We start from the raw sequence: 20,814 nt of genomic DNA, 5'->3' as shown, positions 1-20,814 counted from the left end.
AGATAAATTCCGACAAACTTCGACGAGTGACAGGCACCGTTGATATAATTTTACATTTGTAGGGTTATCCTTAATAATGGTATTAAATTTAACCTTATTATGGGGTGAACAATGATGGATGTTAGAATAGAGTTATTGTATAAAACACCAAAAGGAACGGAAACAACGTTCCAATCAGATGAGATGAAAGCAAAGAAGGCACTACTTTTAGCAGAAGACCTAGAGAAAACGGGACGAGCAAAAGAATTAATTTTTATCGACCGTCATGACCAAACGTGGACAGTTAAAGAATTAAGGAAATTCCTGGAGGAAATTAAAACCGAACCGCATAATATTAAGGTTTACTTTGATGGTGGGTTTGATATTAAAACGAAAAAATCAGGCTTAGGCTGTGCCATTTATTACGAGCAAAATGATAAGCCGTTTCGTATAAGGAAAAATGCTCTTGTAGATGAACTCGATACGAATAATGAAGCAGAATATGCAGCACTGCATCTCGGTTTACAGGAATTAGAGATTTTAGGGGTTCATCACATGTCGGTTACTTTTATTGGTGATTCAAAAGTTGTCATAAATCAATTAACAGATGAATGGCCATGCTATGAGGAAGAATTATTAAAGTGGATTGATCGAGTAGAAAAGCAAATTAAAAAATTAGGAATTACACCAGAATATGAGGTTGTTTCTAGGAAATTAAACAGAGAAGCAGACCACTTAGCGTCCCAAGCATTAGACGAAATAGAAATAATGAGTAACAATGAAATAAAGAGTTAATATGTCAAATACTTTCGAAAACTAAGGTAGTGACAGGTACCCTATCTAGAAGATATAATGAACATAATCATAATTGAAAAGGGGTAATTTGATGTATCGTAAAGTAGATGACTTTTTAGCAGATTGGTCTTTTGCTACAAATGGAACACTTCAAGTGTTAGAATCGTTATCCGATGAGAAATTAGATCAAGCTATCGTAGAGGGGCATAGTACACTTGGATGGCTTGGATGGCATATTTCAACAGCTCCTGTGTATTTTTCTGGGTTAGTAGGTCTACATATTACTTCACCGGGTGATGTGAGAGTTGTACCTAATAAAGCCAAAGACATAGTGCAAGCATATAAGGAAGTATCTGAAGCAGTCAAAAGCGAGGTAGAAAAGAACTTCACAGATGAAAAATTAATAGAAACAGTTGATAACCATGGTAAGGATACACCTAGGGGAGCATTATTACGTGTGCTTATTGAACATCAAACGCATCATCGTGGTCAAATGACAGTTCTTTTAAGGCAAGCTGGTCTGCATGTACCTGGTGTGATGGGACCGACGAAAGAGGATCGAGCATAAGAAGGAACGGTAAACTTTATGCAAAAAGGGAGCTTGAGAATTTTATCAGGCTCTCTTTCCTATTCGTTTTTAAATGAATTGGCTATTTCAACTAGGATTTGAGTGTAACTATATGAAATTTGGTACAAAAAACGATTATCCTGATACAGAAGTCACTTTAACTTCTTGGAATATAATTCTTCCTTTCCTTTCATTAGGCATATCCTTGATCGTAGTATCTATTTTTCAGAGGAATAAATAAATTTATAAAGGAAATGAGGGTAAAATAAAAGAATCGTTTTCCAATATCTGCGGATTACGATTCTTGTGTTTTGCTCGATATAGATGATCTTTCTTCGTTTTCGTACGTTTTGTTCGTAAATCCAGTTGTGCAAATGGACTACGGTTTATTTGTGGGTCTAATCTTCCTTCTCGCACACGCTTCTGACGTAGTTTCCTAGCTTTTGATTTTGCCATGTGTTTCACACTCCTATTATCCTTAGTAAAGTTATTATACTACAACGAACCAATAATTTAAACAGGACTAAAAGTGGTTGTTTAATTTCGCTAAGAATGATACATTAGAGTTAACAATTAAAAACTTACTTATTTTAGTAAGGGTAGAGGTGCAGAAACCATTAGTACTTATGTGGAGGAGAATGAGCTCCCGTGAAACATAAGGAAAGGGGGATTTGCCGAAGTGGAAGGATACTCATTGTCCTGAAGCTGGGTCTGGTATTGAATAAAACCAGAACTGTCATATAGGAAACTATATGGAGGGCTATCAAGCTAAGAACGATACAAAATGTTCTAAGCAACAGTGAGCTCTCGCTGTTGCTTTTTAATTTGGTCCTCCACACCTAAAAAATACAAATAATGAAAAGGGTGTGTGAAGTTATGAATTTCGGTAAAGTAATTACAGCAATGGTAACTCCATTTGATCAGCATGGTGAAATGGATATGGAACGGACAAGAGGGTTGGTGAATTATTTAATTGCGAATGGTTCTGATGCATTAGTCGTTGCGGGAACAACAGGTGAATCACCAACACTGTCACATGATGAAAAAATTCGCCTATTTAAAGCAGTATTAGAAACGGTTGATGGTAGGGTACCTGTTATTGCAGGAACTGGTTCTAATAACACAAGAGAATCACTCCAATTAACGAAGGAAGCGGAAGCCATCGGTGTAGATGGAGTAATGCTCGTTACACCTTATTACAACAAACCTTCCCAGGAAGGCATGTACCAGCATTTTAAAACAATCGCAGAAAGCACCTCATTACCTGTCATGCTGTATAACATTCCAGGGCGAAGTGTAGTCAATATGCTTCCAGAGACAATTATTCGTCTATCACAACTTGAAAACATCGTTTCTGTTAAAGAGGCGAGTGGAGACTTGGATGCATTTGCAGAAATCATTAGCAAAACACCTGAAGATTTCAGTGTATACAGTGGTGATGATAGTTTAGCATTGCCAATGTTAGCGATAGGTGGAGCAGGTATTGTTTCTGTATCATCTCATATAATTGGAAATGAGATGCAAGAAATGGTGGGACATTTTTTTAGTGGAAATGTGACCCATGCAGCTGAAATCCATCGTCATCTTCTACCAATCATGAAGGAATTGTTTAAAGCACCAAATCCAACACCAGTAAAAGAAGCATTGAATCGGTTTGGAGTCCCTGTTGGAAGTGTTCGTTTACCACTTATCCCCTTAACGGATGCAGAACGGACATCGCTGTATGATTTACTAACCATATACGAAACAAAAGCAGCATCTGGATACTAGTTAGGTGCCTGGCACTATTCTGTTTTTGATTAAAAGCAACATAGCTGGTTAAAGCTATGTTGCTTTTTTGACGTTTTCATCTTTTTCCTAAATGTATAGTATTTATTCAAATTGTTGATAACTATATAATACTAGACTTTTGTAGAGGATGAGGAGAAATAATGTTTAATAGTGAGACGAAAACAGGGCTAATGTATACCCATCGCATTGCTAATCAGAGCAATCTTTATTTAGAGAAGGAAACGGAGATAGAAAGATTTATGAATGCAAATCATATTACAGTGAGTAGGAAGTTCCGAGATATAGGTAATGCAAATCTAAAAAGACCGGGCTTAAGTGAATTAATAAAGTATTTGGTTGGTCAAGAGAATAAAATTGACCTAGCAGTTTTCTATTCTTTCCATGAACTTGAAAGGGATAGGATTCAGGTTGTCATGCCTAGAATTAGAAAATATGTAACAGATATCATCGTTTTGAGCGGAAATTCTGGTCCACTTAATAGTGAACTCATTCATCATACGCTTCAGCAAAACGAGGAGCGATTAGGAATAAGGAACAAAGCAGTAAATTAGAATCAAACCTTTTCTTCTATGTGTATACGTATAGAAAAATATCATGAAATTTAATTTTATTATCTCGAAATTGAAAATCCGTCCATCATTCACTTTGTAATTATAAAAAATGGCTTCAAAAGATTGTGAGAAATCCAATTTTACACATTATCAATTGATAAATTTGACTTTCTAATATTTGCATAATTACTGAAGGCCTATATAATAGTGCAAGAAAGAATAAAGATAGGAGGTAGGCTTTATGGCCGATTGAACTGTATAGTGAGCTAGAAAAGTTAAATAAGAAATCACAAATCAACAAAAAACAAGATGATATTCTCCGCCAATTCCGTTATAATAGAAATGTATGTTCTAATAAACCACACGCACGACTTCCGCAAGTATCCACAAATAAACTATTTCTATCAAACTATTAAATGATTCAAATCGAAAGGAGACAATTATGAAATTTTTCCACACAGCTGATTGGCACTTAGGGAAGCTTGTTCAAGGGGTATATATGACTGAGGACCAAGCATTCGTTCTTGAGCAATTTATCCAAGCGATTGAAGAGGAGAAACCAGATGCAGTTGTTATTGCAGGGGATTTGTATGACCGGGCAGTGCCACCTACTGAAGCAGTACAACTATTAGATGAAGTACTTGAGAAAATAGTCCTCAAATTGAAAACACCTGTTATCGCAGTTGCAGGAAATCATGATAGCCCAAGCAGATTAAACTTTGGAAGTGGCATGATGAAAGCCAATGGTTTTCATATTGTAGGTAATTTCACAAAGGATATACAGCCTGTTATATTGCATGATGAACATGGTGAAGTACACTTTCACCTTGTACCATATTGTGATCCAAGTGTTGTTCGAAATATCTTAGAAGATGATGAAATACGCTCTCATAATGATGCCGCTGGGAAAATGATTGAAAAAATCAAGCAAGACATGGATCCGAACAGTCGTCATGTTTTTGTTGGACATGCCTTTGTTACTCCTACTGGAGATGAAGAGGAGAACACAAGTGATTCGGAAAGACCCCTTTCCATCGGAGGGGCAGAGTATGTTGATGCACATCTCTATTCAGCTTTTCATTACACAGCCCTAGGTCACTTGCACCAAGCGCATAAGGTATTAGAGGATAATATTCGTTATGCAGGGTCTATTTTGAAATACTCTATTTCAGAGGAACATCATAAGAAAGGATTTTTAGTAGTTGAAATGGACGAGGCGGGGAATGTTGAGCTAGAAAAACGTTTATTCACTCCACGTAGAGATATCCGAACGGTAGAGGCGACAATGGAAGAATTGCTAGAGCATCCAGTCAATGAGGATTATGTATTTGTTCGCCTACTTGACATGGCACCAGTTCTTTCACCAATGGAAAAGGTTCGGTCCGTTTATCCGAATGCCATGCATGTCGAACGGAAGAATTATGCCAGTGCATCAAATGTAAGAGACGGAGAAGTAACGGTAAATCGTAGTAAAATGAGTGATTTGGACCTTTTCAAAGCTTTTTATAAAGAAGTAAAGGGCATGGAAGCGGAAGAAGAAACGGAAGAATTGTTCAAAGAGGTTCTAGATGAATTGTTGAAACAAGAAAATGAAACATCTAATGTAGCTAAAAAAGAGTATATTCGAAATTAAAAGCGGACGGGAGAGAAGACTCGATTGAAACCACTTAAACTAACGATGACTGCATTTGGACCATATAAAGAAACCGAGATAATCGATTTTAGAGAGCTTGAGCAAAATAATCTATTTGTTATTTCAGGAAATACAGGTGCTGGAAAAACTACTATTTTTGATGGAATTAGTTTTGCATTATACGGCAGTGCCAGTGGAACGGACCGAGAAAACAACAATATGCTTCGTAGTGATTTTGCAGATGACAATACGCATACTTCAGTGGAAATAGAATTCGAGTTAAATGGCCATATCTATCGTATTTTAAGACAGCTTGGTCATGTGAAAAAAGGGAATAAGTCCAAGACTGGTGAAAAGTATGAGTTTTATGAAAAAGTAGACGGGAAAGAAATCCCTTCTGTTGACCGGCAAATTGTTTCTGAAATTGATAAGAAAGTGGAAGAAATCATTGGTCTTACAAAGGATCAGTTCAAACAGATTGTGATGCTACCACAAGGCGAATTTCGTAAACTATTAACCTCTGAGACGGAAAACAAAGAAGAAATTTTACGAAGAATTTTTAAAACGGAATCGTATAAGCATATTAATGAAATTTTAAAACAAAAGAAAAGTAGTGTTGAACAAAATTATAAACAAGCAGAACAAATGATGACACATCATGTATCAAGTATCGGAACAGTGTTGCCAAAGCGTGATGATTCTGTTTTATTCATGTTGCTTAGTGAAGAACATTATAATACCAATCAGATTCTTACTGGACTAACGGAAGAAGAAGCATTTTATGAAAAACAAATTATCATTAATCAACAAAACTATGAAAAAGCATATAACTCCCATAATAAAATGCAAGAGGAATTTCACCATGCAAAAGCACTAAATGATCGGTTCATGGACTTGACTCAAAAGCAATCTGAATTGGAGGAACTGAATGGGAAAGTTCCTGTTGTAGCAAACTATGAAAAGCAACTAGAGAATGCAGTGAAGGCTAGTAATATAGAAATCTATGAAAAACAAGCATTAGAATGGCGTAATGAAGTAAAAGAGAAAGTAAATCAATTGAAGCTTGCTGAAAGTGTAGCAAAAAATATGGTGGAGCTGCTTCTACAAGCACATAAAACGTTTAAAGAGGAAGAAAAAAATAAGCAATTACGTGAAGACGTAAGTAAAAAGCTCGATCGCCTACAGGAATTTTTACCCGATGTTAAAGATATGGATAATCGAAAACAGCATATTGAGCGTTTAAAGAATGAAGGGGAATTAGCTTATAAGGCACTTGAAAAAGTGAAAATAGAGTTAGAACAGAAGAATAAAGAAGTAGAAGAATGGAATAAGCAAATTACCTACAAAGATAAAGCGGTTGGCCAGTTGCCAGATAAGCAACAAAAGCTTTCTGAAATGCGTACGCAAGCTAAAGTTTTAGGCGCTTATATTAAATTAAACAATCAACAACAAGAACTTGTAAAAGACAAAGAAATGAAAGGAGCTGCTTACGAGAAAGTTCATGCGCGTTATCAGGAATTAGAGAAGCTCTGGATGAATGATCAGGCAACTCGTTTAGCAGCACAATTGCATGATGGGGAGGCTTGTCCTGTTTGTGGGAGTCTTGAACACCCGGAAAAGGCTTCCCATAATGAAAATACGGTAACAAAAGAGGCGTTGGATCTACTAAGAAAAGAACGCGATGAAATAGAAAGTAAATTTAAAACAGTTGAAGCAGATGTTAAGGCCAATATGAAGCAATTACTTGAAAAACGCGAAGAACTTGTAAATGAGGCACTTTCAACTGATAATGCAGAGGAAATTTACGACAAACTGGTGACAAATGGGAAAGTGTTCGCAGATGAAGTGGAGAAATTAAACCAAACTCGTGTTAAGCTGCAATCACAGAAGACAGCCTATGAGGAAGCGCGGAACCTTATTAAACAATTACAGGCTAAGAAAGAAGAACTAAATAACGCTTTTCAAGAAAAGAAAGCTGCCTATGAAAAATATGAAGCAATATACGTGGACCGTATCAGTAAAATTCCTGAAGAAATTAGAGAATTAACGATACTTGAGAAAGAAATAAATCTGACAAATTCGTACAAATTAAAACTAGAAAAAGCCTGGGAAGAAGCGCAATCAGCACTCGGGCAAGCGAAGGAAGAGAAAACAAAAGCTGATTCTAATTTAGGTCATGCCGAGAAGCAATTAGAAGAAACAAAAGAAAAAAGAGAAGTAGCAGAAAAACGTTATATTGAGCTGCGGACAGAAGCAGGGTTCGAACTAGAAGAAACGTATCATAAGGCGAAGATGTCACAAATAGAGCAGCAGAAAATTAAGGATGCCATTGGGCGGTTCAAAGATAAGATGACATTACTAAAACAACAAGTTAGTGAATTGGAAGTAGTACTCAAAGGTAAGGAAAAAATAGATTTACAGACACTTGAAGGCACATTAGGCGAATTAAAGAAAGCCTATGAGTTAGCATTTAATAAATTGAAACTTTCCAAGGACTACTATGAAGATACGGTCAAACTCAGCGAAAGTATCAGAGGAACAAGCAAACTTGTTAAGCAACATGGTAAGAAACTTGCAACCATTGCTGATTTGTATGATATTCTCAGAGGACAAAATAGCCAAAAGATCTCCTTTGAGCGTTATCTTCAAATCGAATATTTGGAACGTATTATAGATGCAGCAAATGGCAGATTAAGAGAATTATCGAATGGACAATTTTACTTAATTCGAAGCGATCGACAGGAAGTTCGCGGGAAACAAAGTGGACTAGGGCTTGATGTGTATGATGCATATACTGGACAAACACGTGATGTTAAAACATTATCAGGAGGAGAAAAATTTAATGCCTCCTTATGTTTAGCGTTAGGAATGTCTGATGTTATTCAAAGCTTCCAAGGGAACATCTCGATTGATACAATGTTCATTGATGAAGGTTTTGGTTCATTGGATGAAGAATCATTAAATAAATCAATTGATGCGTTGATTGAGATACAACAATCAGGCCGAATGATTGGTGTCATTTCACACGTACAAGAAATAAAAAATATGTTCCCTGCAATCCTTGAAGTGAAGAAAACGAAAGAAGGGTTTAGCCGGACACAGTTTGTTTTGAAATAATCAAATAGGGGCCGCATTTATAGAATGTGGCTTTTATTAGAAAAGGAAGGGATGATGGAAGTGAATATTACCATTATTGGGGCAGGGGCAGTTGGTGGTTACTTTGGAGCAAGACTACATGATGCAGGTGCAAATGTAACATTTCTAGTACGAGAAAAGCGAAAGAAGCAACTGGATGAAGATGGCCTTAACGTAACAAGTGTAAATGGAGATACATATTTAAAGGAGCCTAATGTCGTAACTAATGCTTCTGACATTGAAGCATGTGATTTGCTTATTCTTTCTGTCAAAGGATATCATCTTGATGGTATTTATCCACAACTTGAAGTTCTCGTAAATAAAGGTGCAAAAATTCTTCCTTTACTAAACGGGATGGAACATTATGAGGTACTAGAAAAAAAGGTTGGACAAGAAGCAGTCATTGGTGGTCTATGCTTTATTATTTCAACGCTCGACAAGGGACATATCGTACATACTAGCAAGCAACATGATCTTATCTTTGGTCCTTTGAAAGAATCCCAACGGGCACTTTGTAAGAAATTAGCTATGATACTTGAGCAGGCGAACGTAAATTTTACCTGTACAGATGAGATACAAAATGAAATCTGGAATAAATATGCGTTTATCACTGCCTATTCTGGGGTGACTACAGCAAGTCGTTTGGAAATAGGGGCCATTCGCAAGCAAAAAGAAACGCTAACCTTATATAAAGAGGTTGCTGAAGAAATGAGGCAATTAGCTGAGGCGTACGGTGTTAACTTAGGTGGGGATCAATTTCTACAGTCAATTGAAGAGAAATCCTTCCAATTTCCAGAATATGCAACATCCTCCATGCATCAAGATTTCCGAAAAGGTCTTCCATTAGAACTGGATAGCTTGCAAGGCGGTGCATTACGAATGGCAGAATCGAAAGGTCTTAAACTGCCTATTATTAAGACGCTTTATGGTTTGTTAAAGCCGTTCGAAAGTGGACATGCATAATAAATTTTAAGTCATAAGTCTTTGGGATTTATGGCTTTTCGTTTTTCTAAGGATATAGCTTTCTTCTCAAGGCATGAGCAAGCTTTCCTCTTATCCCCATACCTCTAACAACGTGTCCTGAAATAATTTATTAAGATCACTAGATATATGAGCGTTGTTGCTATGTAAAGTTTTCACTCGTTGTTCTAGCCTTGTGATCTCTTTTTCTAAAAAAGAGTCAATGTGTGTAGACTGAAAGTGGACATCACCTGTAACTTTATACTTTATTAAAGAATCAATATCATTCCTTAATTTGCCTTTTGAAATAAACGCATCTACTAATGTGTTAAAATCTAAAGGAGGGAATTCGTTGTTTTTTTCAATCAAACAAGCTAAAAGGACTGGACGTAGTACATTTAGATAGTCTTTTATGTTTCGATCTTCACTTTGTAAAATCTGCTGGTAGTTTTGCTTCGCCATATTTAAATAATGGTACATACAGGGTTTTGCATTAAATCCATCAGATACCATTTTTCTTAATTGCTTGATGGTTGAAAATTTCTCGTAATAAGTAATAGTAGAATATAAACGTTCCAGTAAGGATGGATTCGATTTTCTAAATAGCCTAAGTGCTTTCGTTATCTCCCAACCACTGATATCGAGTGAATCATGAATCGGTATTTCGATAACATCCTTTTTCTTACCAATTCCAACTGGATCAATGCTTAAATAATGGTTTGTCTGGTGCACATAAATAAAACGTACATCATAATCACTATCATTATTAGCTAAACCCCAAGCTCTACTCCCGACATCACAAGCATGGAGTATTTTGATCGAATAGTCTCTTTCGATTTGTTTCAGTATGTTTGTGATTTTCTCTTTCATCATTGCACCTCGCATTTGGTTTCGTAAAAGCTTACATAATACAATAATGTACAGAAGGTGGGAATGCAATTAATGAAAAAGAAAAAAGGCATAATCATTCTATGTGTTGCAATATTTATAGTGATCTTCTCTTATACGCAAAATAATCTATTAAGTACAACAAAAATTACTGTACGATCAGGTATGCTCCCTTCCACTTTTGATGGGTACAAAATTGTACAATTATCCGATTTGCATAGTAAGCAATTTGGGAAGAATCAAACGCGATTGGTTAAACGTGTGGAAACGGAGAGACCTAATATTATTGTTTTTACAGGCGATCTTGTTGATCAGAAAAAAGCGGATGAAGAAAGTAATATCACTTTAATGAAAAAGTTGGCTAATATTGCTCCAACTTACTTTGTTACGGGAAATCATGAGTTTTGGTCAGGAAATGCTGCAGAAATAGAGAAAGCAGTACAACAGGTTGGTGTAAACGTTTTACGAAATGGCTATGAGCGGATTGAAAAGGGCGGAGAAGAAATTTATATTGCTGGAATGGATGATCCAGCAATAATGGAGGATTCATCGGGGGAAAGTATAGCAGTAGAAGATAACCTTCAAAAAGTATTAGATGGTGTAAGCGAGGATGCGTATACGATTTTATTATCCCACCGGCCAGAAATGTTTTCTATCTATCAACAGCAAAACATTGACCTAATATTCTCAGGGCATGCCCATGGTGGACAGTTGAGATTACCGTTCTTAGGTGGATTGGTAGCACCTGACCAAGGGTTATTTCCAGAATATACCGCTGGAAAATATATTGAGAATGATTCAGTGTTAATTGTTAATAGAGGGTTAGGAAATAGTATTATACCTCAGCGAATATTTAATCGGCCAGAGATTGTAAGTGTTACGCTGGAGAGAGAATAATAGAAAATAGACTGGAATGTGAAAGAAATGTTTCCGTTCCCATTACTAACGTCTCTGTTTCCGAAAAATGTATTTTATTTTTCATTAGAAACAATTATTTTATTCTAAATAATGAAAAATATTATTAAACCGTGTAAAATAGTATGTAAAGAAAGGAGGGATGCTCCAATTACTAGTAATGGATAATACAAATAAACTTAGAGAAGGGCCCGCACATTACATCCTCAGAGAGAAACGATCATCCACAAAATAGATTAAGAGAGAAAGTTTATTTACTAATTAAAATTAGGAGGAATGCGAGTGGCGCTAACCACAAATATTTTGGATCAAACCAATGGAAAACCAGCTGCAAACGTTTTGGTCGAGCTTTATTTACTAATGGAAAATTCCTTACAAAAGGAATTAATACATGTAAGCTATACGAATGAAGAGGGGCGAACGGATGAAGTTTTACTTACTAATGAGAAAATAGAAGTTGGAGAATATGAACTATTATTTTATATAGGGGATTATTTTAAAGAAATGAAGCTCGAAACGAATGGATCTACATTTTTAAATATGATACCAGTACGATTCGGAATTAATGATCGAGAAGCAAACTACCATGTTCGGTTTGATGTCTCCACTGGTGGATATCAGGTTTACCTGGGAGACTGAACGAAAACATGCATTTTACATGAAAAAATTGATAAAACAAATTATACATAAATAGCCTAGTTCATGATGAGTTAGGCTATTTTTATGGAAGTAATATTACATAGTTTAAATTTTGGGATAATTTGCCAAGTTTAAATATTTTTGATAAAGTTTAATAGATTAAATAATAGATTATTTAGAAGAAGATGCTGATACATATAAAGGGGAAGCCATAATGATTCGAACGTATATGAAACAAGAATTTTTTCTTATCATGAATAACAAGAAAAATATTCTTTTTATTCTGTTTCTTTTTGCTTTACTTTCTAGTTATTGTTTTTTGATCATACCAAATCAAGAGACATTAAATACATATGTACCAGAAGATAAGGCAAAAGAACTTGAAGAAATACATGCAGTACAACGGGATAGGGAAGAAAGAGGAGCAACTGGAATTATCCTTTACACAGGGATGCCGGCGTATGCGATGGATGCACATTACTATCATTTGCATCGTAATATGTTAACAGCTTACGAGGACCAAAATTATTTACGTTATCTCCTTTTAAAAACCTATGATCTCGAGTTTAATTCAATAGATTTCCATAATAAACAATACATAAATTTCATGGAATCGCCATTCCCGAGCAAGGATGTCGATCATCTTTACTATCAAACGTTACTACGTTATCAGGGATACTTAGAACAAGAACATCGAATTACCCTTCCAATAATAGAAGAAAAAACAGCTGTACAAGTATTGAAAAATAACATACTTCATTATGTTACATACTTCATTGTTTTTTGCGCCATTTTCTTTAGCAGTGATGTAGTAATTCGTGATCGTCATAATCGCTCCATTGTTCAGGGATTTCCATTTTCATGGTATAGCGTACTAAATATAAAATCGTTTGTTGCTTTTTCGTATACAATGATTATTCTCGTTTTGCTAGCTGCACTAGGAATGATTTTCTTAACTGCACAATTTGGCTTTGGTAACTTCGACATTCGCGTACCAATTCTAACATTGGAAAAGTGGAATTTTTCTTTGGAAGATTATGATACGATTTCCATTGCGCGTTTTCTGCTGCTCACAGTTAGTTTTATACCAATATTAGTTTATTTGTTTATTCGAATAAACGTTATTTTTAGTTTGTTATTCAAGAATCAATGGGTTGTTTTGGTTTTGAGTACGATTATGTTAGTTTCTGAAAGAATATATTTTACTAGAACAACGAGAGAATTGTTTGGTATAGAAATTAGCAATTTCCCACAAACCTATTTTGATTTTGGAAAGGTTATTACAGGGGAAAAGAACTTTCTTGTAAATGTTAATACGATTACATTTGAAAAAGGACTACTTGTATTAGGACTTAGCCTTATTATGGTGGAACTGATACTGATTGTCGTTTCACGTCTCATAAGCAAACGACGATTTTTTAAAGCTTCATAAATTCTAAAAATCTAGCAGTATCATAAGGTAGGTAAAAGATATGTTTTGGAAATATTTTCTCTTTGAGACAAAGTTATTACTGCATAATCGGAAAAATGCCTTATTAGGAATTATTATTATGTTATTTTTTCCATTATTTTATAATTATTATAGTGGAACACAACCAGAAACGTTAATTGACCAGAAGCGAACCGAAGGCGAACGGATGTATTCCATCCTAAACCAATTACCTGATAACTTGGAAGGAACACCAGAAGGAGAAGAAGTGTATCAACATATTACCAAACAAGCTTCCTTAGTAAACATGCAGGTGTACTATTTATCCGAAAAAGGTGAAATGGATGAAGAGTATATTAGAGATGGGTTACTACTTAATGAATTAAGAATGCGTGTCCATGAGCTAGGTAACATTGGGATACCAGAAAATTTAATAACTCCTATCGATGAAATATTAAGTGAGGACGCACGATTACGTTATATAGAAGAACATGATTTAACAATCATGACAGATCCGTTTGCCTCAAGTAACTATCTCGTTGTCGCTTTTCAGACGTTAAGTGGTATCTTGTTTTTCTTATTTGTTCTACTCTATGCCAGCGAAATCGTTGTATACGAAAGACTACATCACAGTGTTATGAATGGATTTCCACTTGCTTTTATGAAAAGAATCCATAGCAAAGTAATTCTTTATTTTATTCATTTATTTATGTTTTTAGTGATAGGGATTGTTTTAGGTGGATACTTCGCTTATAAAGATTCTGGTAGTTTTGGAGATTTCTCATATCCTATCCTTATTATGAATAATGGAGAATATACGTTCATATCAACAATGACCTATATTGGGATTTCGGTATTAATGCTAGCAATTATTACAGTCCTAGTTCTATATTTGTCCGTATTCATGAATTTACTTTTCAAAAATGCATATACAAATATATTGGTCGGCCTTGGATTGTTTATTTTACCAGATATACTAAGCGCAGTTGGGTTAGAAATATCCTTACTGAATCCAATAAAATATCTTGACTATTCGAAAGTGCTTTCTGGTGTATTTGCTAAGGATTGGGAGAATGCATTGGTTGATTATGGGCATGCCATTTTCTGGTTATTCATTGTTACTGGTTTGATTATAAGTGTGATCTATATTAAAAATAAATGGCCATATGTACAGAAAAAGAAGAATTTATTCGTTAAAAGGGGAATGGAATAGCGATGCTTACATTAAAAAATATCTCCGTGAAATTTAAAGACAAAGTTGTATTAGATGACCTATCATTTCAAGCTGAAAAAGGTGAAATTATTGGTGTTGCTGCTCCTAACGGTACTGGGAAAACAACGTTATTTAACGTCATGGCCAACTATTTAAAACCAAATGCAGGAGAAGTGATTATCGATGATAACTATACATATAAATCGGAGAAACAGGAAATTAAGATACGTAAACGGTTAACAACATTTCCAGATCAAGATGATTTATTTGATGAACTCTCAGGAATCGACCACTTGAAATTGTACGGCAATATGTGGAAGGGGACAACGAAGCATATACCACAAATTGTCGGAAAATTAAATATGGGGAATTATGTGAAGAATAAAGTACGTACCTATTCATTAGGAATGCGACAACGACTCTGCTTTGCGATGATGGCCGCTGCAGATAGTTCCATTATGTTAATGGATGAAGTGATGAACGGATTAGATATTAACAATGTATCCCTCATTTCCGAATACTTAATCGAGATGAAAAAAGAACAGAAACTTATCTTTATTGCGTCTCACTTATTGGAGAATTTAGATTTGTATGCAGACCGTGTAATTTTTTTAAGTGAAGGTAAAATTATTCATGAACAACGATTTGGTAGGGGAAATGATGACTATATTAAGATTTCCTTGGACCCACATCAATATAATCGATTAATAAATGAGTACGTGATTCCTGATAATCATCTGTACATTGCCAGCCATCTATTTTGTTTACCGCTTAAAGGTATGAAACAAGCGGAACAAATGAAATGGGTGGAACAGTTACTCGGCTTGAAAGAGAAAGAATTATCGATTGGACCACTTGGGACGGTGGAATACTATGAAAAACATTACCATTAAGAAACGGGAGAACATGACAATATTTCTGCTATTAGCTAGTGTTTGGTTGTTAGCGGGATGTCATAATGTACAAGAAGTACAAACTGAAAAGGTGTTAAGTTACCAAGAAAGTTATGAAATAACAGGTGAAGAAAAAGAAGAATTAATACGCAATCTAAGCCCAACAATCCTAGATACAAGTGATCGAAATAATTCCGAAGCAGAAGAGATAGTCATAGAAACGGTTGAACAGGAAGGTACGGAAGTAACAGTACCTTCTGGACGATATCAAATTTGGGGAAGCGATACAGGTCTTGTTGTAATTTCAGATGATAATGACCAAGTCCTACTTCGCGAAATCGTTGGGTATGGTGGTGTGCCAAGTATCACTGCTGATCTAAGTGAAAAACATACCATTCACTTTTACGGAGGATTTGACCAGGCTGGATTGACACCTGTTCCGACTTTAATGAATACAGAATTAACCACAGGTGTCTGGGAGGTAGGGATAGATATAAAAGCAGATAACTATCTGATCTCTGGTAGTTCTGGACTAGGTTATTTAGAGGTTTTTAACCCTGATGGTAAGGTGGATGTATATGAAATTGTTGTTGGTGGATTTGGTTCTTCTAAAAGCAATGTTCACTTAGAAGATGGGCAGAAACTACGAATCACAGGTGTTCCAAGCATTCTTTTTAACAGAGAGTAAGACTTAATAAAAAAACATCGCCTCCCTTTAAAGCTTGAGGCGATGTTTTTTTATTTGCAATATTTAATTTCCCCACCGATAATGGTCATTTCAATTTCTGTCGTTAATAACTCGTCAGGGTCTTCCATCTTAAATGGGTTCATTGAGTAAACCGTCATATCGGCTAGTTTCCCTCTAGCAATGGTACCTTTGATTGTTTCTTCGTTTGTTGGATATGCACCAAGCTCCGTAAATAATCGAAATGCTTCATGCATCGTAAGTCTCTCATCTGCGTTATAGATCGTATTTTGCCCAGGAATTTTCCTTGTGACAGCAGCATGGATTCCTAGTAATGGATCAACAGGTTCCACTGGTGAGTCTGAACCACCTGCACAAATAACACCTGCTTTTTGTAAGGATTTCCATGCATAAGAGAGTTTCAAGCGGTCTTCACCTAATCGTTCTGCGACCCAAGGAAAGTCACTAGCTAAGAAGCGCGGTTGAATATCAGCAATTCTACTTGGTTCTGCTAAACGCTGAATCAAATCCTCATGAAGTACTTGCGTATGAATAAGACGATCACGATGTGAAACAGTCGGAAACCTGTCTAATACATCTAGTACATTTTCTAAAGCCTTGTCACCAATCGTATGAACAGCGATTGGCATATCGATTTCACGTGCGCGTTTTACAATGTTTGAAAGTGCGTATGGATCTAACATTTCGTCACCATAATTGTCTCTGTCATCGGCATACGGTTCGGATAGAAGAGCAGTCCTTCTTCCAAAAGCACCATCTGCAAAAATTTTCACTGCACCAATTTGCAATGTGTCATTTCCATATCCGGCATACATGCCAGCGTTTTTTAAATCATCCAAGTACTCATGATTGATTAGTAGATTACAGCGTAACCCTAATTGTTCCTCGTTTAATAATTCGTCATAAATTTGGTATGTTCGCGCTAGCCCACCTAAATAAAGTGGATCATTAGAGTGTGCACTCGTAATTCCTTTACTCATAGCAAACTGAATCGCCTGTCTCATAGCATTTTTTGTTACTTCATAAGAATTAGCGGGAATATGCTGCTTAATTAAGTCAGATGCAGACTCAAGTAATAGTCCAGTTGGTTTTTTCGTCGTTTCATCTATAACAATTGTACCGCCTTCAGGAACGGTAATTGCTGGGTGGTAGTTACTCATTTCTAGTGCTTTACTGTTAACGACAGCGGCATGTTTGCAGACTCTAGTTAAGTATAAAGGGTTATTTGGCGCAACGTAGTCAAGTTCACTTAGGGGTGGAATAGAGCCTTCTGTAAAAAGATTTTCATCCCATCCACCACCAAGTAACCATTCACCAGGTTTTAATGTGTTTGCTTGTGCTCCAATTCTTTCTAACATAAACTGTTTTGAGCCTACCCCAGTTAAATCGAGATTGATAAAGTTGTCTGCAATCATAGAAAGATGTAGATGACTGTCCACTAAACCAGGAGTAACTGCTTTCCCCCCGAAATCGATTACTTCGGTATTTGCGTTTTTCCAGTTTTGTATCATTTCATTTGTTGTCCCCATTGAAACAAAGCGTCCATTTTCTACAACGACAGCTTCTGTAGTAGGGTGATTTTGATTAAATGTATAAATAACTCCGTTAATAAAGATCTTTCTCATCTACAACGCTCCTTGTTCATCTGTTTTCCGGATAAGCTGGTTCGCTTTTGGAAGAAATTAAAATTAAAAAAGTACACAAAAAAACAATGCTAGAAAATAACCTATCATTGTTTACAATATACGTTATCCTCCATTTCGATCAGTAGTTCTCCATGCAAAAAACATGCATGACAGTCTGCTCCTTATTCAGGAAACATCCCAGCATTAATAAGTTTGACCCTCATTATGCTTCGGCAAACAATCCTTTCATCTATCATCAACGCTGTCATACTCCGATAGACTACTCTTATTACTTGCGCCTCTACCTCACCGATCAGTAAGGTGTCTATGAAATTATTATCAATATTATCAAATAATTAGCTAATACTCAAGGATATAATTATTGAGAAACCGGCATTGGAGAAAAATTGGGAAGTCCCTCATTGACATCAATTATAGGAGTATTATATACTTTATTCAACATTGTTGAATAAGAAGAAACTATATTGAATATGTTGTAAGAAAGAAAAATGTTGGTAACATGAGAAAGCTTAAATCGTATTTGTGTGAGCGCATTCGGAGTAAACACAGACTTATGCGAAACTTCATATTATATAAAACGATAAAAATATACTTAAAGGAAAAATGACACCATCCTGAACCAGCAATAAAGAATATTTTAAACAGGAGGGTTTACCATGGTAAAATTGCCGGATTTTGTAGAGTTAAAGGAAGTTGGTCCCCGAGATGGTTTACAAAATGAACAAAAATGGCTACCGACTGAGGATAAAGTTGAATGGATTAATATGTTATCGGATTCGGGTCTTGGTGAAATTGAATATTCCTCCTTCGTCAATCCTAAATGGATCCCAGCACTTTCAGATGCACGGGCAGTTGGAAAACAGCTAAAACGCAATCCAAATGTACGCTATTCTGCACTTGTCCCCAACATGAAAGGCCTTGAATTTGCTTTAGAAGCAGGAATTGATGGAGCTTCTGTGTTTATGTCAGCAAGCGAAACACATAATTTAAATAATATTAATAAATCAATACAGAATACCTATCCCGTTCTAAAGTCAGTGATTGAAGAAGCAAAAAGGGCTGGTAAAAAAGTTACAGGCTATGTATCTACTGTTTTTGATTGTCCCTATGAAGGTAAAATCGCTCCTAATAAAGTTTTGTCTGTTTGTGAGAAACTACTAGAATTTGGTGTTGATGATCTGTCACTTGGGGATACGATTGGTTCTGCTGTTCCATCCCAAGTAGAAAAGTTGCTTGATGAATTATTGACTCGCTATCCTAGGGAAAAGATTATCCTGCATTTTCATGACACAAGAGGTATGGCAATTGCGAATATCATGACATCCATGCAATATGGAATCAACCGATTTGATAGCTCCATTGGCGGATTAGGCGGTTGTCCATACGCTCCAGGTGCAGCAGGAAATGTGGCAACAAATGATATTTTGTATCTTTTGCATGGTTTAGGAATTAAAACAGGAATTAATGATAAAAAAATACAGGAAGCATCATTATTCATTCAAAATAAATTAGGAAAGGTGCTTCCAAGTAGATCGCTATTGGCTAGTGGACAATAAGATAGTGAAAGCCCAATAAGACCACACGAAAGTAATCCGTTTGGTTTTGTTGGGCTTTTTGTGGTTAAAGTGTTATATAATTAAACCATATTAATAATAAGGGGTGTTTCATATCCGTAAAATTGCTTCAATTATTGGATTAATAGCGGGTGTAATCAGTGTAGTTCTATGGTTTATATTTGGCTTCTTCAATCCTTACTCGAGTAATTTGGAATTAGAGCCTATGATGAATACACTTGTTATGTTACTTCTCCCAGCTGTTTTAGCTATTCTGTCGGCACTAACTTCAAAAAAAATTTATATGTTAATTGCTTTCTTTTGGTCCTTTCCGATAAGCCTTTACTTTCTAATGACTTCTAGTATATTTGCTTTGTTTGGTATTACGTGCTTTACCTATTTTGTCAGCTTTATAATCATGTGGATGAATAAACAAGAAGAGGATTAAAGATTCCTTTATCACTACAATAATTGTAATTTTTGAAACCTTTCCTTCCCATATGCCGTAAACGATGATAGAAGAGCTGGAAAGGGGAGAAGGATGAAGAGACGTATAAAAATATATCTATTATTACTTATTAGCTTTGTTTTAACGGCATGTAATACGGAAGGAGAAGAAGAAATGGTTGATCAAAAGGAAGAAAATCTAGTCGTCGAGGAACCTATCAATGCGGAGGAATTACCTGAATACCTTATAAATGGTGATTTTGACAGGATTTATGGGCAGGCAAGTGAGGAGTTTCAAGAAAATGTAACCATTGAACAGTTCAAGGAGCTTGGTAGCTCTTTTAATGAAGGTGTCGAATATTTTGAACTTGTTTCAAAGGTTCCTGTTCAGGGGTTAATCGAATACCAATGGATGAATGATAAAGAAGATAAGGGGATTCGTAGTTATTTTTCCGAAGACCTTACGATAGAAGGGCTGCTGTTCTTACCAATTACTTCTTATCCAGAAACGGATGAACAGTATACCGAAAATACGTATCAGATGCCTGTGAACGAGGAATGGTTTACTTTTTGGGGAGGAACGAATGAACTAGTTAACTACCATTATGCAGTAGAAAGCCAGCGGTATGCTTATGATCTCGTTATTACACAAGGTGACAGTAGCTTTGATGGGAATCCAGCAGTTAATGAAAGCTACTATGCATTTGGAAAAGAAGTGATTGCGCCGAACCATGGAGTTGTTGTGTCCGTTGAAAATAATATTGAAGATAACACCCCTACCGTTGATACAAATACGGAACAGCCACTAGGAAATCATGTCATTATTGAACATGAGAATAATGAATACAGTATAATCGCACATTTTCAGAAAGATAGTGTAAAAGTGAATGTGGGAGATGAAGTAAGTGCTGGTGATGTTCTCGGATTAGCAGGTAATTCTGGAAACTCTAGTGAACCTCATATCCATTTTCATGTGGCAGATGGGCCTGACTGGAAAACCGCCACTTCCATTAGAATAAAATTTGAAAATGGATGGGATCCTGTACGCGGTGATTTTGTAACAGGGTTTTAAA

General features: G+C 35.9%; 19 protein-coding genes and 2 riboswitches. Of the genes, 16 read left to right on the top strand and 3 right to left on the bottom strand.

The genetic code is table 11. The features are described 5' to 3' along the window. Window positions 1-114: 114 nt before the first annotated feature. A complete protein-coding gene (locus D8M05_RS04260) occupies window positions 115-774 on the top strand; it encodes a reverse transcriptase-like protein (protein ID WP_121128982.1) in 660 nt (219 codons plus the stop codon). Window positions 775-865: 91 nt separating this feature from the next. Beyond that, window positions 866-1,342 (top strand): DinB family protein, encoded by a 477-nt coding sequence (locus D8M05_RS04255; protein WP_121128980.1) that lies wholly within the window; start codon window positions 866-868, stop codon window positions 1,340-1,342. Between the two features lie 243 nt (window positions 1,343-1,585). On the opposite strand, the gene D8M05_RS04250 is transcribed toward D8M05_RS04255, so the two are convergent. After that, the gene (locus D8M05_RS04250) at window positions 1,586-1,798 is read right to left on the bottom strand and encodes a hypothetical protein (RefSeq protein WP_121128978.1); all 213 of its coding nucleotides are present in this window, start codon (window positions 1,796-1,798) and stop codon (window positions 1,586-1,588) included. A 136-nt stretch (window positions 1,799-1,934) separates the two neighbouring features. Further along, a riboswitch (Lysine riboswitch) is annotated at window positions 1,935-2,113 on the top strand. A gap of 105 nt (window positions 2,114-2,218) precedes the next feature. On the opposite strand from D8M05_RS04250, the gene dapA reads away from it, so the two are divergent. The 5 genes from dapA (at window position 2,219) to D8M05_RS04225 (ending at window position 9,415) form a co-directional block, all read left to right on the top strand. Continuing rightward, window positions 2,219-3,112 (top strand): 4-hydroxy-tetrahydrodipicolinate synthase, encoded by an 894-nt coding sequence (gene dapA / locus D8M05_RS04245; RefSeq protein WP_121128977.1) that lies wholly within the window; start codon window positions 2,219-2,221, stop codon window positions 3,110-3,112. A gap of 161 nt (window positions 3,113-3,273) precedes the next feature. Then, window positions 3,274-3,684: a recombinase family protein gene (locus tag D8M05_RS04240; protein WP_121128975.1), complete on the top strand. Its 411-nt coding sequence runs from the start codon at window positions 3,274-3,276 to the stop codon at window positions 3,682-3,684. A gap of 442 nt (window positions 3,685-4,126) precedes the next feature. Beyond that, window positions 4,127-5,317, top strand: coding sequence for an exonuclease SbcCD subunit D (locus D8M05_RS04235; RefSeq protein WP_121128972.1), 1,191 nt, complete (start codon window positions 4,127-4,129; stop codon window positions 5,315-5,317). A gap of 24 nt (window positions 5,318-5,341) precedes the next feature. Beyond that, window positions 5,342-8,434 carry an AAA family ATPase gene (locus tag D8M05_RS04230; RefSeq protein WP_121128970.1) on the top strand — a complete coding sequence of 1,031 codons (3,093 nt, stop codon included), beginning with the start codon at window positions 5,342-5,344 and terminating at the stop codon, window positions 8,432-8,434. A 24-nt stretch (window positions 8,435-8,458) separates the two neighbouring features. Continuing rightward, window positions 8,459-9,415 carry a ketopantoate reductase family protein gene (locus D8M05_RS04225; RefSeq protein WP_245985187.1) on the top strand — a complete coding sequence of 319 codons (957 nt, stop codon included), beginning with the start codon at window positions 8,459-8,461 and terminating at the stop codon, window positions 9,413-9,415. A 90-nt stretch (window positions 9,416-9,505) separates the two neighbouring features. Here D8M05_RS04225 and D8M05_RS04220 read toward each other — a convergent pair whose 3' ends face one another. Beyond that, window positions 9,506-10,282 carry a nucleotidyltransferase domain-containing protein gene (locus tag D8M05_RS04220; protein WP_121128968.1) on the bottom strand — a complete coding sequence of 259 codons (777 nt, stop codon included), beginning with the start codon at window positions 10,280-10,282 and terminating at the stop codon, window positions 9,506-9,508. A 72-nt stretch (window positions 10,283-10,354) separates the two neighbouring features. On the opposite strand from D8M05_RS04220, the gene D8M05_RS04215 reads away from it, so the two are divergent. From D8M05_RS04215 to D8M05_RS04190, 6 genes are all read left to right on the top strand, one after another. Next, window positions 10,355-11,197: a metallophosphoesterase gene (locus D8M05_RS04215; protein WP_121128966.1), complete on the top strand. Its 843-nt coding sequence runs from the start codon at window positions 10,355-10,357 to the stop codon at window positions 11,195-11,197. A 300-nt stretch (window positions 11,198-11,497) separates the two neighbouring features. Further along, the gene (gene uraH, locus D8M05_RS04210; RefSeq protein ID WP_121128964.1) at window positions 11,498-11,854 is read left to right on the top strand and encodes a hydroxyisourate hydrolase; all 357 of its coding nucleotides are present in this window, start codon (window positions 11,498-11,500) and stop codon (window positions 11,852-11,854) included. A 214-nt stretch (window positions 11,855-12,068) separates the two neighbouring features. After that, window positions 12,069-13,286 carry a hypothetical protein gene (locus D8M05_RS04205; protein WP_121128962.1) on the top strand — a complete coding sequence of 406 codons (1,218 nt, stop codon included), beginning with the start codon at window positions 12,069-12,071 and terminating at the stop codon, window positions 13,284-13,286. A gap of 40 nt (window positions 13,287-13,326) precedes the next feature. Beyond that, on the top strand, window positions 13,327-14,496 hold the full coding sequence (locus D8M05_RS04200; RefSeq protein ID WP_121128960.1) for a hypothetical protein: 1,170 nt from the start codon (window positions 13,327-13,329) through the stop codon (window positions 14,494-14,496). A gap of 2 nt (window positions 14,497-14,498) precedes the next feature. Next, on the top strand, window positions 14,499-15,389 hold the full coding sequence (locus D8M05_RS04195) for an ATP-binding cassette domain-containing protein (RefSeq protein ID WP_121128958.1): 891 nt from the start codon (window positions 14,499-14,501) through the stop codon (window positions 15,387-15,389). Further along, window positions 15,370-16,077, top strand: coding sequence for a hypothetical protein (locus tag D8M05_RS04190; RefSeq protein ID WP_121128956.1), 708 nt, complete (start codon window positions 15,370-15,372; stop codon window positions 16,075-16,077). Before D8M05_RS04195 ends, D8M05_RS04190 begins: the two co-directional genes overlap by 20 nt. Before the next feature lie 50 nt (window positions 16,078-16,127). On the opposite strand, the gene D8M05_RS04185 is transcribed toward D8M05_RS04190, so the two are convergent. Next, window positions 16,128-17,720, bottom strand: a complete 1,593-nt coding sequence (locus D8M05_RS04185) for an amidohydrolase (protein WP_121128955.1) — start codon at window positions 17,718-17,720, stop codon at window positions 16,128-16,130. 135 nt (window positions 17,721-17,855) lie between these two features. Next, a riboswitch (Lysine riboswitch) is annotated at window positions 17,856-18,032 on the bottom strand. Window positions 18,033-18,397: 365 nt separating this feature from the next. Between D8M05_RS04185 and D8M05_RS04180 the strand changes: the two genes are divergently transcribed. The 3 genes from D8M05_RS04180 to D8M05_RS04170 all read left to right on the top strand — a co-directional run bounded on the left by D8M05_RS04180 (window position 18,398) and on the right by D8M05_RS04170 (window position 20,813). Further along, window positions 18,398-19,297: a hydroxymethylglutaryl-CoA lyase gene (locus D8M05_RS04180; protein WP_121128953.1), complete on the top strand. Its 900-nt coding sequence runs from the start codon at window positions 18,398-18,400 to the stop codon at window positions 19,295-19,297. A 223-nt stretch (window positions 19,298-19,520) separates the two neighbouring features. Further along, the gene (locus tag D8M05_RS04175; protein WP_121128951.1) at window positions 19,521-19,742 is read left to right on the top strand and encodes a hypothetical protein; all 222 of its coding nucleotides are present in this window, start codon (window positions 19,521-19,523) and stop codon (window positions 19,740-19,742) included. Window positions 19,743-19,835: 93 nt separating this feature from the next. Beyond that, entirely contained in the window at window positions 19,836-20,813 is a 978-nt protein-coding gene (locus tag D8M05_RS04170) for a peptidoglycan DD-metalloendopeptidase family protein (RefSeq protein ID WP_121128949.1), read from the top strand. Window position 20,814: the final 1 nt, after the last annotated feature.

This window comes from Oceanobacillus bengalensis, assembly GCF_003628445.1.
GTDB lineage: Bacteria > Bacillota > Bacilli > Bacillales > Amphibacillaceae > Oceanobacillus > Oceanobacillus bengalensis.
The sequence above is the reverse complement of the archived record's forward strand: the minus strand, read 5'-3'. Positions and strand labels throughout refer to the sequence as shown.